Origin of the sequence: Helicobacter vulpis (assembly GCF_003660395.1) — a bacterium.
In the GTDB taxonomy this organism is placed as follows: domain Bacteria; phylum Campylobacterota; class Campylobacteria; order Campylobacterales; family Helicobacteraceae; genus Helicobacter; species Helicobacter vulpis.
Genome location: NZ_QXQT01000005.1, coordinates 14,381 through 29,609, shown reverse-complemented (window position 1 = coordinate 29,609; position 15,229 = coordinate 14,381). Strand labels below are relative to the sequence as shown.

The 15,229-nt window shown below is 48.9% G+C and carries 13 protein-coding genes; 12 read left to right on the top strand and 1 reads right to left on the bottom strand.

Annotation, left to right across the window (positions count from 1 at the left end; translation table 11 throughout):
- Window positions 1-41: 41 nt before the first annotated feature.
- The 12 genes from dnaE (at window position 42) to EAO38_RS02545 (ending at window position 14,787) form a co-directional block, all read left to right on the top strand.
- A complete protein-coding gene (gene dnaE, locus EAO38_RS02600; protein ID WP_121020835.1) occupies window positions 42-3,614 on the top strand; it encodes a DNA polymerase III subunit alpha in 3,573 nt (1,190 codons plus the stop codon).
- Window positions 3,614-4,366, top strand: coding sequence for a pseudouridine synthase (locus tag EAO38_RS02595; protein ID WP_121020833.1), 753 nt, complete (start codon window positions 3,614-3,616; stop codon window positions 4,364-4,366). The genes dnaE and EAO38_RS02595 overlap by 1 nt, the downstream gene beginning before the upstream one ends.
- 11 nt (window positions 4,367-4,377) lie before the next feature.
- Window positions 4,378-5,598, top strand: a complete 1,221-nt coding sequence (locus EAO38_RS02590) for a restriction endonuclease subunit S (RefSeq protein WP_121020831.1) — start codon at window positions 4,378-4,380, stop codon at window positions 5,596-5,598.
- Between the two features lie 117 nt (window positions 5,599-5,715).
- Window positions 5,716-6,789 carry a DNA-methyltransferase gene (locus EAO38_RS02585; RefSeq protein ID WP_121020829.1) on the top strand — a complete coding sequence of 358 codons (1,074 nt, stop codon included), beginning with the start codon at window positions 5,716-5,718 and terminating at the stop codon, window positions 6,787-6,789.
- A 59-nt stretch (window positions 6,790-6,848) separates the two neighbouring features.
- Window positions 6,849-8,453, top strand: a complete 1,605-nt coding sequence (locus EAO38_RS02580) for an SLC13 family permease (RefSeq protein WP_121020827.1) — start codon at window positions 6,849-6,851, stop codon at window positions 8,451-8,453.
- A 2-nt stretch (window positions 8,454-8,455) separates the two neighbouring features.
- Complete coding sequence (locus EAO38_RS02575; protein ID WP_121020825.1) at window positions 8,456-9,241, top strand: phosphatidate cytidylyltransferase; 786 nt, start codon at window positions 8,456-8,458, stop codon at window positions 9,239-9,241.
- 4 nt (window positions 9,242-9,245) lie between these two features.
- The gene (gene dxr, locus EAO38_RS02570; RefSeq protein ID WP_205588329.1) at window positions 9,246-10,397 is read left to right on the top strand and encodes a 1-deoxy-D-xylulose-5-phosphate reductoisomerase; all 1,152 of its coding nucleotides are present in this window, start codon (window positions 9,246-9,248) and stop codon (window positions 10,395-10,397) included.
- Window positions 10,398-10,409: 12 nt separating this feature from the next.
- Window positions 10,410-10,910 (top strand): ferritin, encoded by a 501-nt coding sequence (locus tag EAO38_RS02565; protein ID WP_121020823.1) that lies wholly within the window; start codon window positions 10,410-10,412, stop codon window positions 10,908-10,910.
- Window positions 10,911-11,016: 106 nt separating this feature from the next.
- A complete protein-coding gene (locus EAO38_RS02560) occupies window positions 11,017-12,984 on the top strand; it encodes a methyl-accepting chemotaxis protein (protein ID WP_328588086.1) in 1,968 nt (655 codons plus the stop codon).
- 69 nt (window positions 12,985-13,053) lie between these two features.
- The gene (locus tag EAO38_RS02555) at window positions 13,054-13,506 is read left to right on the top strand and encodes a hypothetical protein (RefSeq protein ID WP_121020821.1); all 453 of its coding nucleotides are present in this window, start codon (window positions 13,054-13,056) and stop codon (window positions 13,504-13,506) included.
- A 220-nt stretch (window positions 13,507-13,726) separates the two neighbouring features.
- Window positions 13,727-14,332, top strand: a complete 606-nt coding sequence (locus tag EAO38_RS02550; protein WP_121020819.1) for a nitrate reductase cytochrome c-type subunit — start codon at window positions 13,727-13,729, stop codon at window positions 14,330-14,332.
- Window positions 14,329-14,787 (top strand): U1 small nuclear ribonucleoprotein, encoded by a 459-nt coding sequence (locus EAO38_RS02545; RefSeq protein ID WP_121020817.1) that lies wholly within the window; start codon window positions 14,329-14,331, stop codon window positions 14,785-14,787. Before EAO38_RS02550 ends, EAO38_RS02545 begins: the two co-directional genes overlap by 4 nt.
- Here EAO38_RS02545 and EAO38_RS02540 read toward each other — a convergent pair whose 3' ends face one another.
- Window positions 14,788-15,201: a hypothetical protein gene (locus EAO38_RS02540; RefSeq protein ID WP_121020815.1), complete on the bottom strand. Its 414-nt coding sequence runs from the start codon at window positions 15,199-15,201 to the stop codon at window positions 14,788-14,790.
- Window positions 15,202-15,229 lie beyond the last annotated feature (28 nt).

Below are 15,229 nucleotides of genomic sequence, written 5' to 3'. Positions count from 1 at the left end.
CTTTTTAGCCCCTCTGCTCTAGCATGTGGCAAAGGACGAACATGGAAAACTTCACCCATTTGCATTTGCACACCGAATACTCCCTACTAGATGGAGCTAATAAGATCAAAATCCTAGCCCAACGCATTAAAGAGCTGGGCATGACCAGTGTGAGCATGAGCGATCATGGCAATATGTTTGGCGCGATTGATTTTTACACCTGCATGAAAAAAGAGGGGATCAAGCCCATTATTGGCATTGAAACCTATTTGCACAACGCCCAAAATTTAGACGATAAACAATCCCGCCAACGCTTTCACCTCTGCCTCTATGCCAAAGATCAAGAAGGCTATGCCAACTTGATGTATTTGAGCTCGCAGGCGTTTCTCAAGGGTTTTTACTACTACCCTCGCATTAATAAAAAATTGCTCAAAGAACGCGCACAAGGTTTGATCTGCTCGAGCGCGTGTTTGCAAGGGGAGATCAATTGGCATCTCAACCTCAACAACCCCAAAAACAAACAATACGGCGCAAAGGGCTATGAAGAGGCTAAACGCGTGGCATGTGAGTATCAAGACATCTTTGGGGACGACTTCTACATGGAGATCATGCGCCATGGCATTGCCGATCAACTCTATATTGATGAACAACTCATCAGGCTTTCTTTAGAAACAGGGATCAAGCTCATCGCCACCAACGACACCCACTACACCAAACAAGAAGACGCGCGCGCCCAAGAGGTCGCCATGTGTGTGGCGATGAACAAAACACTAGGAGATAAAGATCGCTTAAAGCACTCCGTGCACGAGTTTTATATCAAATCCCCCGCGCAGATGGCACAACTCTTTGCCGACATCCCTGAGGCTTTAGAGCACACCCAAGAGATCGCGCGCAAATGCCAGCTAGAGCTAGACCTCAAAGACGACTCCAACCCCCCCACCCCGCCGCGTTTTAAATTCACCAAAGAATACGCCACTAAAGAGGGACTAGACTTTGAAGAAGACGCGCTTTATTTTGCCCATAAAGCCAGAGAGGGCTTAAAAAAACGCCTAGAAATCATTGATCCTAGCCAGCATGCCAGCTATCAAGAACGCCTAGAATACGAGATCAAAACCATTGTAGAGATGAAATTTGCCGGCTACATGCTCATTGTGTGGGATTTTATCCGCCATGCGCGCGAAAATAATATCCCCGTGGGGCCGGGGCGGGGCAGTGCAGCGGGGAGCTTGGTCGCCTTTTGTTTGCAAATTACCGATATTGACCCGCTCAAATACGATTTGCTCTTTGAGCGCTTTTTAAACCCCGAGAGGGTGAGCATGCCCGATATTGACACCGACTTTTGCCAAAGACGGCGGGGTGAAATGCTAGACTACATGGTCTCCAAATATGGGAAATACAATGTCGCCCAAGTGATCACCTTCAATAAAATGCTCGCTAAGGGAGTGATTCGCGATGTGGCGCGCGTGTTGGACATGCCCTATAAAGAAGCCGATGAAATGGCTAAACTCATCCCCAATCGTCTAGGAATCACCCTCAAAGAGGCTTACGAGTTAGAGCCCAAGATCGCCCTACTCATTGAGAGTAACCCTACCGCCAAACAGGTTTGGGAGTTTGCCCTAAGCTTGGAGAATTTGAATCGCTCGGCAGGCAAGCATGCGGCTGCGTTGGTGGTGGATAGTGAGCGCGAACTCTGGCACAAGACCCCACTATACACCAGCGAGCGCACGGGGGGCATTGTTACGCAATACTCTATGAAATACCTAGAAGCGGTGGATTTGATCAAATTTGACTTCTTGGGGCTTAAAACCTTGAGTGTGATTGACGATGCGCTCAAGCTCATTGAAAAATATGCCCATAAAAAGATTGACTTTTTGAGTGTGGACATGGACGACCCGGCGGTCTATCAGACCATTCAAGAGGGCAACACTATTGGGATCTTTCAAATTGAATCGGGCATGTTTCAAACCTTGAACAAACGCCTGCGCCCCTCTTGTTTTGAAGACATCATCGCTATCATCGCTTTGGGGCGCCCCGGTCCTATGGAGTCGGGGATGGTGGATGATTTTGTCAATCGCAAGCACGGGCTAGAGCCCATCACCTACGCCTTTGAGGCGCTAGAACCCATTTTGCGCCCCACTTATGGGACCATTGTCTACCAAGAGCAGGTGATGCAGATTGTGCAAACCATTGGGGGCTTTTCTTTGGGCGAGGCGGATTTGATTCGGCGCGCGATGGGCAAGAAGGACGCACAAATCATGGCAGACAACCGCGCCAAATTCATAGAGGGGGCGCGCAAAAAGGGCTATGAGGCTAACAAAGCGGGCGATCTCTTTGATTTGATCGTCAAATTTGCCGGCTATGGCTTTAACAAATCCCACTCAGCAGCTTATGCCATGCTCACCTTTCAAACCGCCTATCTCAAAACCCATTACAAGCACGAGTTTATGGCAGCCATGCTCAGTAGCGAATGCCGCCACATTGAAGAGGTCGCCCACTATGTGGAGGAGGCAAACTCTATGGGGATCAAAGTGCAACGCCCCCATGTGAATGTCTCTGATGTGCGCTTTGGGGTGCAAGAAAAGCAGGGCAGTAAAGAAATTATCTTTGGTTTGGAGGCGATCAAGGGGGCGGGGGAGGGACCTTTGGGCACTCTAGTAGAAATTCGTGAGAAACAGGGCGCGTTTAAGGATTTGCAGGATTTTATCAGCAAAATTGATTTTTCTAAGTTTAGCAAGCGCATTTTAGAGCCCTTGATCAAATCCGGGAGCTTGGACAACTTGGGTTACAATCGGCGCACCATGTTAGAGAACTTGGATACTATCTGTGAGGAGGGGCGCAGAAAGGACAAAACCAACGCCCAAATGCGTACCGGGTTGTTTGCAGACGCGCAGAGCGAGCGCGCTAATCTCAATCTAAAACTCTATGAGGAGTACGACAACAACACCCTATTGGATTTTGAATACGAATGCATGGGGATTTATTTTTCAGGACACCCCTTAAACGAGTTTAAGGATCAAATCAAGCCCCTGAAGAATATCCTCAAAAGCACGGACATTAAACGGGTGGAGATTGGGGCAAATGTCGTGTTAGTGGGCAAAATCTTAGAACTCAAGCGCAAGCTAGGCAAGAAGAGCAAAAAACCTTACGGCGAGGCGGTGATCGTGGATTTATCCGGGCGTTTTGAACTCATGCTTTTTGAAAAACAACTCAACGCCCTAGAACATTTAGACACCAATCTGCCCCTAGCCTTTAAATGCAAGGTGGAGGAGCAAGAGGAGGTCGCGCGCTTGCGCCTCTTAGAGATCAAGACCCTAGAGCAAATCAGCACAGAGAAGATCGCCAAAGTGCGCTACAAAGCAGAGGCACAGCCCAGCGACATAGAACCTTTGGATTTGCAAGCAGACTTCAACAAGGGCACTTCATGCTTGCAGGGGCAACCCTTGTGCCTTGTGGTGGATAGTAGCGTGCCTGTGGAGTTGTTTGCGCATTTAAAGGAGGCGGCAAATGCCAACAAGGGCGCGCGGGCGTTGTGTGTGGTGGTGCAAGAAAAGGACAAAAAGATCACCATCAGCACCCCCCTAAGAGTGAGCCCGCAGATCAAAGAGAGATTTAAAGATTACCAGTGGGTGGATTGATGCGTTTAAACCAGTTTGTCGCCCGTTATTTGCACTGCTCGCGCCGTCAAGCCGATGCCCTCATTGGCGCAGGTAAGGTTAAGATCAACCACCAGATCGCCACCTTTACCACGCCCTTTAACAAAGAAGATAAAATCTTTGTAGAGGGTAAATTGCTCAAAATCCCCAAAGCCCCCCGCTATAGCGTGGTGATCTACCACAAGCCTAAGGGGGAGTTAGTGGCGCGCAAGGACGATCGCGCCCGCCCTACTATTTTTGAGAGCTTGGATCGCAAATTCGCCCACTTCATCCCCGTGGGGCGTTTGGATTTTGCCTCTAGTGGGCTTTTGTTGTTGAGCGATCATAGCGGGGTGGTGAGCGCGCTCATGCACAGCGCGCTAGAGCGGGTGTATTTGCTTAAAATTGAGGGACCTATTACCCCAGAGATCCTAGAGGGCATGCAAACAGGCATCCACTCCCACAAGGGCGCACACCCCAAAAACCCCCAACAAAGCCTACAGCTCCCCCCCTTTGCGCGCTACGACATTATTAAAAATCACCCCCATTTTTCTAAGCTCAAAATCACCCTCACGGAGGGCAAGAATAGAGAATTGCGCCGCTTTTTTGCCCATTTTGATCGCGCGGTGTTGGATTTAAAACGGGTGTCTTATGGCTTTGCCCATCTTAACGCCCTCCCTGAAGGCAAAACGCGCTATTTAAACCCCAAAGAATACCAACACCTGTACGCCTTTCTCAAAGAGATAAAACTTTAAATGACTAACCCATGCCTAAACACCCTTTAGAAAAACTCTTACAAGAACATTGCCCGCAGGGGGTAGAGTTTTTACCCCTTAAAGAAGTGTGCGCCTTAAGAACGGGCGAGCGGATCACTACTAAAGAAATGCGTGCCAATGCGCCTTATCCCGTTTGGGGCGGGGGTGTCCAACCAACGGGACGCTACCACGCCTATAACTTTGAGGAGGCGATCACCATTGCACGGGCAGGTAGTGCGGGGCATGTGGGGTTTCAAGTGGGTAAATTTTGGGCGACTGATGTCTGTTTTGTGGCGAGTAAAAAGGAGGATATGCCCGCCCTAATCAAGTTTGTTTTTTATGTGTTGCAAAGCAACCAAAACAAGTTAAGGGCTAATTTGTATGGGGCAACCATGCCCAAACTAGATAAGGGGGTTTTGTATGATTTTCCCATCCCCCTCCCCCCGCTCATAGTGCAAGAGAAAATAGTAACCATTCTTGATTGCTTTACAGAGCTTACAGCAGAGCTTACAGCAAGAAAAAAACAATATTCTTATTATCTCAATGCCCTTTTAGACTTTGGGCGTGATCCCAGTGGGGGGGGGGGGGTAACCCGTGAGTCTTATGATTTTACCCATGCCCTTCTCAAAAAGTCGTTTAAGGTGGAGTGGGTGGAGTTAGGGGAGGCAACCCATAGGGTTGCCAATGTCAAATGGAAGGATAATAATAGCAATTATGCTTATATTGATTTAGCGAGCGTGGATAGAGAATTATCAAAAATCACGCAAACCACCCCCATTAACGCCAAAAACGCTCCATCCCGTGCCCGCTACATTGTGAAAACTAAAGATGTGTTGTTAGGCACAACGCGCCCTCTTTTAAAGAGATATACTCTTGTAGAGCCACAGCATAACGGGCAAATCTGTAGCACGGGTTTTTGTGTTTTGCGTGCAGACACAACTAAAGTCCTCCCCGAGTGGATTTTTTACAACATTGCAAGCCGGCGGTTTCTCAACCATGCCCAAGCGTGGCAAGAGGGCACAAGTTACCCCATGCTTGCAGATAAACATGTCATGTCCTTTACTATCCCCCTCCCCCCTCTTGTAGTGCAAGAAAAAATCATAGAAATTTTAGATCAATTCCACACCCTCACCACAGACCTACAGCAAGGGCTACCCGCTGAGATAGAGGCAAGAGAAAAACAATACACCCACTACCTCAATGCCTTGTTGAATTTTAGTACCACTTCTTAAGGGGTGTGCTCTTTTGTCTGTGTGATTGTGGCGGCACCACACCTTTTTGAACTAAGGGAGATTAAAAGCGGTATAATCGTGGTTTAACTTTGTTGGAGTTTGAGGAGCAGAGGCTAGATGTTAAAAATCGATCGCATTCTACAAGGGAATTGCCTAGAACTCTTGCCTACCCTGCCCTCTGAGAGCGTGGACTTGATCATCGCCGATCCGCCCTATTTTATGCAAACGCATGGGGAGTTGTTGCGTGATAATGGGGAGGTTTTTGAAGGCGTGTGCGCGCCATGGGATCGCTTTGAGAGTTTGCAGGCTTATGATGATTTTTGCCTAGCGTGGCTTAAGGAGTGTAGGCGCGTGTTAAAAGCGCATGGGAGTATTTGGGTGATGGGCTCGTTTCAAAATATTTACCGCTTGGGCTATTTGATGCAGAATTTGGGCTTTTGGATTCTCAATGATATTGTCTGGGCTAAACCCAATCCCGTGCCTAATTTCAGGGGTAGGCGCTTTTGCAACGCCCATGAAAGTTTATTATGGTGCGCTAAGGACAAACATGCCCGCTACACTTTTAATTACAAAACCATGAAAGCCCTCAACCACAACAAACAAGAGCGCAGTATATGGCAGATTGGGATTTGTATCGGCTCAGAGCGCCTGAAAGGCACCGATGGTAAAAAACTCCACCCCACCCAAAAACCCCAAGCCCTCTTAGAAAAGATCATTCTAGCCAGCAGTAAGCCCGGGGATTTGATCTTAGACCCCTTCTTTGGCACGGGCACCACGGGGGCGGTGGCTAAAAAATTTAAACGGCGCTTTTTAGGCATCGAACAAAACCCCCTCTTTGTGCAGGAAGCCACCCAGCGTATCGCTAAGATCACCCCTGTTACTAACCCTCTCATAGAAGCTAGTCTAGAGATCAAGCCTCCCAAAGTGAGCTTAAGAGAACTCACCCTAGCGGGCTTTCTACAAGAGAAACAAGAATTTTACGACAAGCAGAAAAATTACATCTGTTACTTGCTAGAGAATCGCTTGCATGATCATCAAGAGGCCTTGAGTATCCACCAAATGGCGGCTAAACACTTGGGCAAGAAAAACCACAATGGTTGGGCGTATTTCTATGTGTTTTGGGAGGGGGATTTTGTGAGTATAGATGTGTTGCGTTATGCTTATGCGCGCTCTTGTGCGCCCCATTCTTAAGATTTAAACAAAATGTTAAGCCTTCTAGCTTACACTCCAGTTTTGTAAAAGGATCGCTAATGAAGGGTTTTAAGATCAGTGTGCCATGGGTGGGTTTTTGGGGGGGGTTGCTTTTGGCTTTGGGGGTGTATTGCGCCCTTAGCGCGCATTTAGAGGTCATTAAAAGCATATTGAGCAAACCCGGGCTCAAATTGGATTCTTTGCCCATCGTGGCGGGGGTGGCGGTTTTAATGGGGGTGTGGTGGATGAGCGAGGCGATCGAATTAGTCGCCACCGCTCTCTTGCCTCTAGTGCTCTTTAGCGCGTTGGGGGTGGCAAGCTTTAAAGAGGTGGGCGCGTCCTATGGGAGTCCGATTATCTTTTTATTCATGGGCGGGTTTGTGCTGGCGATGGCGATGCAACGCTGGAATCTACATAGCCGTATCGCGCTCAGAATTATCCTCTTTGTGGGCACGAGTCCTAGGGCATTGGTGGGGGGCTTTATGCTCGCGACCGCCTTTTTGTCCATGTGGGTCTCTAACACCGCCACGGCAGTGATGATGATGCCCGTGGGTTTGAGTGTGCTAAATTTGGTGGCAAAATTGCTCCAAGGGCAAGAACCCTTAAGCAAACCCCAATCCCTAGACGATCCTCTCTCTTACAAGTCCACCCATGGCGGGGCATTGCACACCATTATGCATAAAACTAAAGAGGCGCTCCCCACTCCCACTCCGCGCACCAATTTTAGTATCTGTCTGATGTTGGGCATTGCTTATAGCGCCTCTATTGGCTCGCTAGCCACCCTCATAGGCACGCCCCCCAACGCCCTACTAGCTGGCTACATGCAAGAAGCCTTTCATCTTAAAATTGGCTTTGGGCAGTGGATGATCTTAGGCGTGCCCATCGCCTTACTCATGCTTATAGGGGCGTGGTTTTTGCTCACCTATGTGATCTTCCCCATTAAAATCAAAGAAATCCCCGGGGGTAAGGAGGTGATCGCTAAGGAGTTGCAAAAATTAGGACCGATGAGTCCCGGAGAGATTTGGGTGGCATGCTTGTTTGCGCTGGCGTGTTTGAGTTGGATTTTCTTAGGCACGCTTTTACACGTTATGGGGATCAAGATCGTCAATCTAGACTCCATCATCGCGATGGCAATCGCGCTCATCCTCTTTATCATCCCTGTCCAACAAACCCGCTTGATTGATTGGGACACCATGAAAAAACTCCCCTGGGATGTGCTTTTGCTCTTTGGGGGCGGGCTGGCTTTGAGCGCGCAATTTGGCAAAAGCGGGCTTTCTTTGTGGATCGGGCATCAAGTGGCGCATTTCTCCAATTTGCCCTTATTGCTCTTGATCGTGTTGGTGGCGGCGTTGGTGATCTTTTTAACGGAGGTCACTTCTAACACCGCCACAGCCGCCGCCTTTTTGCCCGTGATTGGGGGCGTGGCTTTGGGCTTGGGCTATGAGCACGCCCAAGCGTTATTTTTTACCATCCCTGTTGCCCTAGCGGCTACCTGCGCCTTTATGTTGCCCGTGGCTACCCCACCCAATGCGATCGCCTATGGTTCTGGCTATGTGCGCATTCAAGACATGATCAAAGCCGGGTTATGGCTCAATGTCTTAGGGATCGCACTCATCAGCGCGATCACCTATGCCCTAGTGGGGGCAATCTTTGTTAGGAGTTAAAAATGGACTTCTCTAAGTTGAAGGGGGAGAAAACGCGCTACATCACGGGGCTAGTTTTAGTTGTCTTGGTGGGAGTTGTGCTGGCTTTTAATGATGTGCGTCTAGTGTGGGCGGTGCTGGGCGTGGCGTATTTGCTAGGTTTTCATGAGGCTTTAAAACTCTATGAAAAAATCCATGCTCTCAGTTTTTCGTTTTGGCACTATGGATTGGCTTTAGTGGTGTGGGGGCTTGCTTACATTAGCCCGCGCCCCGTTGAAAGCGCGTTGTTTGTGGGGATGTTTTTTGCCGGGGTCTTAGCCTTCAGAGCAAAGAATATTGCGCAGGTCCTGCCCCTCATTTACCCCACTCTGCCCTTTGTGATCCTCTTGGCGCTGTTTAAGGATTTTGGCGTACGCGGGGTGGTGTGGCTGGTGGTGATCGTGGTGGTGGCTGATGTGGGGGCGTATTTTGGGGGGAGATTGGTGGGCAAAATCCCCCTAAGTCCCACTTCGCCCAAAAAAACCCTAGAGGGCTCTTTGATCGGTCTAGCCCTCTCTAGCCTGTTGGGGGGATTGGTGGGCATGTGGAGTGTGGGTTTTGTGTGGGCGTTGGGGGTGAGCGTGATTGTGGCGTTGAGCGCGATTTTAGGAGATTTGTATGAGAGTTATCTCAAGCGCAAAGCCGAAGTCAAAGACAGCGGGGCGTGCTTGCCCGGGCATGGGGGGATCTTGGATCGCCTAGATGCCATGTTGTTTGGGGGGGTGAGCTTGCACTTCTTGTTATTTTTTGGAGATGTCTTCTTTGTCTGAGGCGGTGGTGATTTTAGGGAGCACGGGCTCAATTGGGACTCAAGCCCTAGAAGTGGCGCAATTATTGGGGGTGCGCCTAGAAGCCTTGAGTGCCGGGCGCAATGAAGAGCTGCTATTGCAACAAATCCACGCCCACAAGCCCCAAAAAGTCTTTCTGCCCCAGCCTAGCCGTGCGTTCATGCAGGCTTTGCCTAAAGAGGTGGTGTTGTTTCAAGGCACACATGGGCTAGAGGAGATGTTGGGCGCTTGCTGTTCTCATCTAGTGCTCAATGCCTTAAGTGGGTTTGCCGGCTTGCAGCCCACCCTAAGCACCTTGCAACAAGGCAAAACCCTAGCCTTAGCAAATAAAGAATCCTTAGTCGTGGCGGGCTGGCTCTTGCCCACCCAGAACATGATCCCCATTGATAGCGAACACTTCGGGCTGTGGAGTTTGCTCAAACAACGCTCTATATCAGAGGTGCAAACTTTATATTTGGGCGCGAGTGGGGGCGCGTTGCGCGATCTAGACCCTGAGCAAATCCCCCATCAAAGCCTAGAAAAAGTCCTCAAACACCCTAATTGGAGCATGGGCATGCACATCACCATCAACGCGGCTAACATGCTCAATAAACTCTTTGAAGTGCTAGAAACGCGTTGGCTCTTTGGTATTAGCGCCATTGATGCCTATATTGAGCGCACTTCTAGCGTGCACGCCCTCGTGCGCTTTAAGGATCAAAGCCTGCACGCCCAGCTAGCCACCCCGGATATGAAGCTCCCCATCGCCCATGCCCTAGCCCCCAAGCTTGCCCCCAAGCTTGCCAGCATCGCCCCCCTAGATTTATGCGCCCTGCCCCCCTTGCGCTTTGAGCCCATAGACACGCGCAAATACCCCCTATGGGCTTTAAAGGACACGCTTTTGGAGAACCCAAAATTAGGTGTGGTGTTGAATGCGAGCGCGGAGGCAGCCTGCCAAGCCTTTATAGAGGGCAAAATTGCCTTTGGGCAGATTGTCCAAGTAGTAGAACAAAGCCTAGCGCGCTTTGAGAGCGCGTGTAGGGGGCTTTCTCATTTGGAGGATATTTATCACCTAGACGCGCAAGCGCGTGTTTTTGCAAAAAATGTACTAAAAACTCTTGACTTTGTTTCTCATTTATACTATAATAATGATACAAACTAAAAAGGAGTTTTCATGTTGCCTTCAGAAACAGCCAAGTTGCTAAACAGCCAAGTGATGGACGAGTTTTTCTCTGCCAATCTGTATATGAGCATGAGTTCATGGTGTTACACCCATAGTTTTGATGGGGCGGGCCTGTTCTTATTTGATCACGCCAGTGATGAGTACGCACATGCGACCAAGATCATCACCTATTTAAACGAGAACGAAGTGGGCGTGCAGCTCAAAGAGGTCAAGGCTCCCGAACACGCGTTCAAAAGCCTCGTAGAGATCTTCGAGAAAGCCTACAAGCACGAGCAACACATCACCCACTCTATTAACACATTGGTAGATCACATGTTAGCGCACAAAGATTATGCCACGTTCAATTTCCTACAATGGTATGTGGCTGAACAACACGAGGAAGAAGTGCTCTTCAAAAACATCTTAGATAAGATCAAATTGATGGGTGAGAGCGGGCATGGCTTGTATTTGGCCGATCAGTACATCCGCACCTTGGCCAAAGACAAAAGCTAGGTTTCTTAAGCCCCCTTTTGGGGGCTCTCTTGGTTTTCCTTAAGTTCATTATTTTAGCCCAGTGTGGCTTGTGTTAGAATAGATCATTCTTAATTTAAGGAAGCCCATGTTCTTCAAACGCGCCCAACCCACTTCTAAAGACATGCCCCCTAGTAGCACCAACTTGTTGGTGCCCCATAACCAATTAGAAAGCTTAGGCCGTCTAGGAGAGGGGGGAAGGGGGTCTTTGCTTCTAGCTTTTGTGCCCGCACACTTGCCCTTTGGCGATGTGGTGAAAACCTTAGAACGTCAATTTCCCCATGTGCAAGTGCGCTTGGCTCTCCAAACCGCTGGCCAACTAGGGGGTTCACAAAAAGATTTTTACAATCTCAATCGCACTAGCGATTTGCTCTTGCATTATTTTGGCCCCGGGCTCTTCGTACAATTGGAAGCTTTTATGGTAAACACCCTTTGTACAGATTTACAGCAAGGCCAAATTAGCATGGATTTGCAAACACGCCAGCAAAGGCTCCAAGAGGAAATCATGCGCCAAGTGCGCCCCACCATGCACGTGCGCCCCGCAGACACATTTGTGTTGACCTATTTCCCGGGCCTGACCTCTTCAGAGAGCTTCTTTTTAGAAGCGTTGGCGAAGTCTGAAATCCCCTTAAGCCACTTGGTAGGGGGGAGTGCGGGGGGAAAGCTGGATTTTAAAGAAGCCAATCTTGCCCTCAATGGAAAGATCAGCGCGCAAGAAGCGGTGTTGATCTATTGTAAATTACAGCCTAATTACCATTACGACATCTTCAGCACCCATAATTTTGAAAAAACCTCTGCATCCTTTTTGGTTGGGGAGTGTAGCCCTGAATTGCGCCAAGTGCGTTCTTTTCTCATCCAAAACGAGTTGGTCGGCGCGGTGGATGCCCTTTGTGCGCATTTTAACTGCGCTCCGGAAGGTTTGGATCAGGCCATGAAAGGGTATACCTTTGGCGTGGAGGTGGGGGGGCAACTCTTTATCCGTTCTGCAGGGGCTTTCAATGCAGATAAGAGTATCCATTTCTTTTGCGATCTCTACTTTGGTGAGACCTTATTCTTGGTCAAGGCGAAGAATTTTCTTCAAGATCTCCAGCGGGCTTATCAGAATTTCATGCAAGGTCGACACCCCTACACCATCTTGGCCAATGACTGCATTTTAAGACGCGCCAACAATCAAGAGAGCTTGTCCCAATTTGGCGCGTTTGACACCTGCCCTATTAGCGGGTTTTCCACTTTTGGGGAAGTTTCTCATAATCTACACCAAAACCAAACTCTCACCGCGCTTTGTATCTTTAAAGGTCCCCCTAGCAAAAACACGTACAAGGACTTTTTAACGCATTTCAAGCACACTCTACTCTATTACGATCAAATCCAAAAAAACCGCCTCCAAAAGACCATTGAGATTAAAGAAACCTTGTTAGAACAATACCGGGGCTATAACCAAATTGTCAATGCCAATAACGCCTATCTCCAAGAGATTGCCACGCGCGCAGCTTCTAATGATGGCTATGTCCATGCACTCAAAGACGAAGCCTTGAAATTGCAGAATTCTATGGCACTCCTAAGACAACTTTCGGACGCGTTGTTCCAAAGTGTGGGCACCATTGACAGCAGTATCATGGAAGTGGCACAAGCCTTACAAAAAATTGATCGTGTCTCCTACCAGACCAATTTATTAGCCCTCAACGCGGCTATTGAAGCGGCTCGAGCGGGCGCGCACGGGCGCGGCTTTGCTGTAGTGGCTGATGAAGTGGGCAAATTGGCCAGTGGGGTTAAGGCGCATTTAGAAGAAATTAGCGCCACTTTCAATGCCATGAAAACGGGAGTGAAAAACATTGAAAACTCTTCTGCAGCTGTTTTGGACTCCACGCACCAAAACAATGAAAGCCTAGATGCGCTCAATGGCGCGCTCACCAGCCTACAGAACCAATCCCATGAAATGGAACAGATCGCCCAAAAAAGTTTACAAGACATCGAGCGCATCCAAGATCAAATAGAAGGCATTAAAACCCATATTGCCAAGAATCAGGATCTTATTGAAAGATTGGGCGGTTTTTAGGGACCTTGTATTTAAATGAAATTGATGTGAAAAGTGGGTGAGATTGTTCAAAAAGACGTTTTTTTGCCGATGTTGGGAGTCTATTTTATTTCAAGGAGTTTTCATGGCTTTGCGTTCGCGTTTATTTGTGGGGGGGGGGGGGGGGTAGCCCTTGCTCTCTTGCTCACCGGTTGCACCACTAAATTGGCAGATATTAATCCTAACCAACCTATAAGCGGGGATGTCAAGCCCGTTTATGGGTCTGCTTGTAGCTACTTTACATGGCCCTATGGCAATGCTGATGATCTCAAACAAGAGGCGTTGCAACAAGCGCAGCAACAGGCAAACGCGTTTGCGCAATCTGACAAGATTGTCGCTCAAACTGTCGCAAGATCGTGGGGTAAGAACGCGGACAATATAAAGGCCAAGCAATGGGAGCTCATCAACACTAAGGTTACCAAAACGATTTGGCCATGGTTTTGGTGGCTCTTGGGTCAAAAGTGCGTGTATGTACGTGGCTACGCGCGCCCTGTTACCCATTAACCGGTCTTGACCCCCATCAAAAGTTTACCTTTTCTTCTCCTAGCTCTAGCTTCCCCTAGGGCGATCTAGAACTTGGGAGAGTTGACATACTCTGCATAGCTGGAGTTGAGGACTTAATGTTGTGCTTGCAAGTCATTTTGAACAGGTAGGCTAGCGCAATCCGTAATCTGATAAATGCTTTAAACTTGCTATAATTCCACAAACTAAGAAAAGGATGTATATGTGGCGTGAAATGCGTTTTGGAATTTTAGCGGGCGTGTTTGTGGCAGGGGGGCTTTGGGCGGCCAGCCAACACCACGAACACCTCCAGCAAAGTAAAGAGTCCGCAACAAAACAATCTCTCATAAGCGATACACAGATTGGGCTACGCAACACCCCCCTAGAAGATGAGAAAGATTTAAAGTTACGCGCATATGATTTCCATAAAAAACCCCCAGGGGAGAGCCAACGCTTCGAGCGCGCCTATGAAAACGCCCCTCCCATGATCCCCCATGACACAACCGGGCTTTTGCCCATTACTAAAGAGAATAACCAGTGTTTGGGTTGCCACATGCCCGATGTGGCTAGCAGTGTGGGCGCGACCCCTGTGCCTAAGTCCCATTTCTTTGATTTCCGCAACAACCGCCCCACTAAGGAGGGGAAAATCAGCGATGCGCGTTTCAACTGCACCCAGTGCCACGCCCCTCAAGCCAACGCACAGCCCCTAGTTAAGAACAATTTCAAACCCGTCTTTACCAATAAAGCCCTAGAGTTCCGCTCCGATTTTATGGATGTCGTGGATGTGGGGGTGAAGGGGGCTAATCCTAAGAATAAACCCAAGCCATGACGCGCGCGCGTAAATCATTACTGCCCTTTGGGGTGATCGCGCTTTTGGGGGGGTGCTGGGTAGGCGATCCTAGTGATGTGAACCCTAATCTGCCTGATGTGGACACGCTCAACGAGTGTGGGGAAATTAAAAACGAATGTGTGGGCAATAAGGACGGGGACATCCCTGATGAAAGCAAGCCCAAACGCTATGGTGCTTTCCACACCATTTCCCTAGCTGGAGTCAAGATGGCGCATGGGGGCAAGTTCGCCATCTCCCCCCTGCCTTCCTCTGGATGGGGCTACATGCCTTATTATCCGATGAATCCGATGATGTACCCGATGATGTCGCCCTATGGCATGTACCCAATGGGCATGGGGCCTATGGGGATGGGGATGTACCCTTATGGCATGTATCCCTATGGCATGTACCCAATGGCAACGGGCATGCCCATGATGTATGGGCCTTGGTGGTAGTTAGTAGAGCGTGATGTGCTCGGGTTTGCAAAAAAGCACTAGTTCTTTACCATTGTCTAGATGGTAGAGCTCAATCGAGCCTTGATCGAGCACAAAATCCACGCTGCAATCGTTCAAAGACACTTCAATGCGTTGCATGTCGGGCTCTTTGCGATCGGCTTTCATGCTTAGGATCACCCCGTTAAAGGCCATGGGGTCCAATTTCAAGCGTTGGCTAAAATTGGGAATTAAGACTTCTATGACTTTGAGGATGATGGTTACGTCATCATCTACCTTACAACTCTCTACTTCACTCTCAGAGCATTTGGCTTGCACAACGACCTGATGGGCCTCAAAGTGAACCCGATACCTTCCCTGCCCCCTTTCATGCAACGAAATCTTCCCACGGATGCGATTCTTAACATAGATGCTCATAACTCTCCTTATATGCGCCAAAAATCTA

Bases quoted from the DNA above. Each gene is read 5' to 3' on its own strand.
- EAO38_RS02560 (WP_328588086.1), top strand. From the start codon at position 11,017: ATGTTCTTCAAACGCGCCCAACCCACTTCTAAAGACATGCCCCCTAGT.
- EAO38_RS02590 (WP_121020831.1), top strand. From the start codon at position 4,378: ATGCCTAAACACCCTTTAGAAAAACTCTTACAAGAACATTGCCCGCAG.
- EAO38_RS02555 (WP_121020821.1), top strand. From the start codon at position 13,054: ATGTTGGGAGTCTATTTTATTTCAAGGAGTTTTCATGGCTTTGCGTTC.
- EAO38_RS02575 (WP_121020825.1), top strand. From the start codon at position 8,456: ATGGACTTCTCTAAGTTGAAGGGGGAGAAAACGCGCTACATCACGGGG.
- EAO38_RS02585 (WP_121020829.1), top strand. From the start codon at position 5,716: ATGTTAAAAATCGATCGCATTCTACAAGGGAATTGCCTAGAACTCTTG.
- dnaE (WP_121020835.1), top strand. From the start codon at position 42: ATGGAAAACTTCACCCATTTGCATTTGCACACCGAATACTCCCTACTA.
- EAO38_RS02580 (WP_121020827.1), top strand. From the start codon at position 6,849: ATGAAGGGTTTTAAGATCAGTGTGCCATGGGTGGGTTTTTGGGGGGGG.
- EAO38_RS02545 (WP_121020817.1), top strand. From the start codon at position 14,329: ATGACGCGCGCGCGTAAATCATTACTGCCCTTTGGGGTGATCGCGCTT.
- EAO38_RS02595 (WP_121020833.1), top strand. From the start codon at position 3,614: ATGCGTTTAAACCAGTTTGTCGCCCGTTATTTGCACTGCTCGCGCCGT.
- EAO38_RS02550 (WP_121020819.1), top strand. From the start codon at position 13,727: ATGTGGCGTGAAATGCGTTTTGGAATTTTAGCGGGCGTGTTTGTGGCA.
- EAO38_RS02565 (WP_121020823.1), top strand. From the start codon at position 10,410: ATGTTGCCTTCAGAAACAGCCAAGTTGCTAAACAGCCAAGTGATGGAC.
- EAO38_RS02540 (WP_121020815.1), bottom strand. From the start codon at position 15,201: ATGAGCATCTATGTTAAGAATCGCATCCGTGGGAAGATTTCGTTGCAT.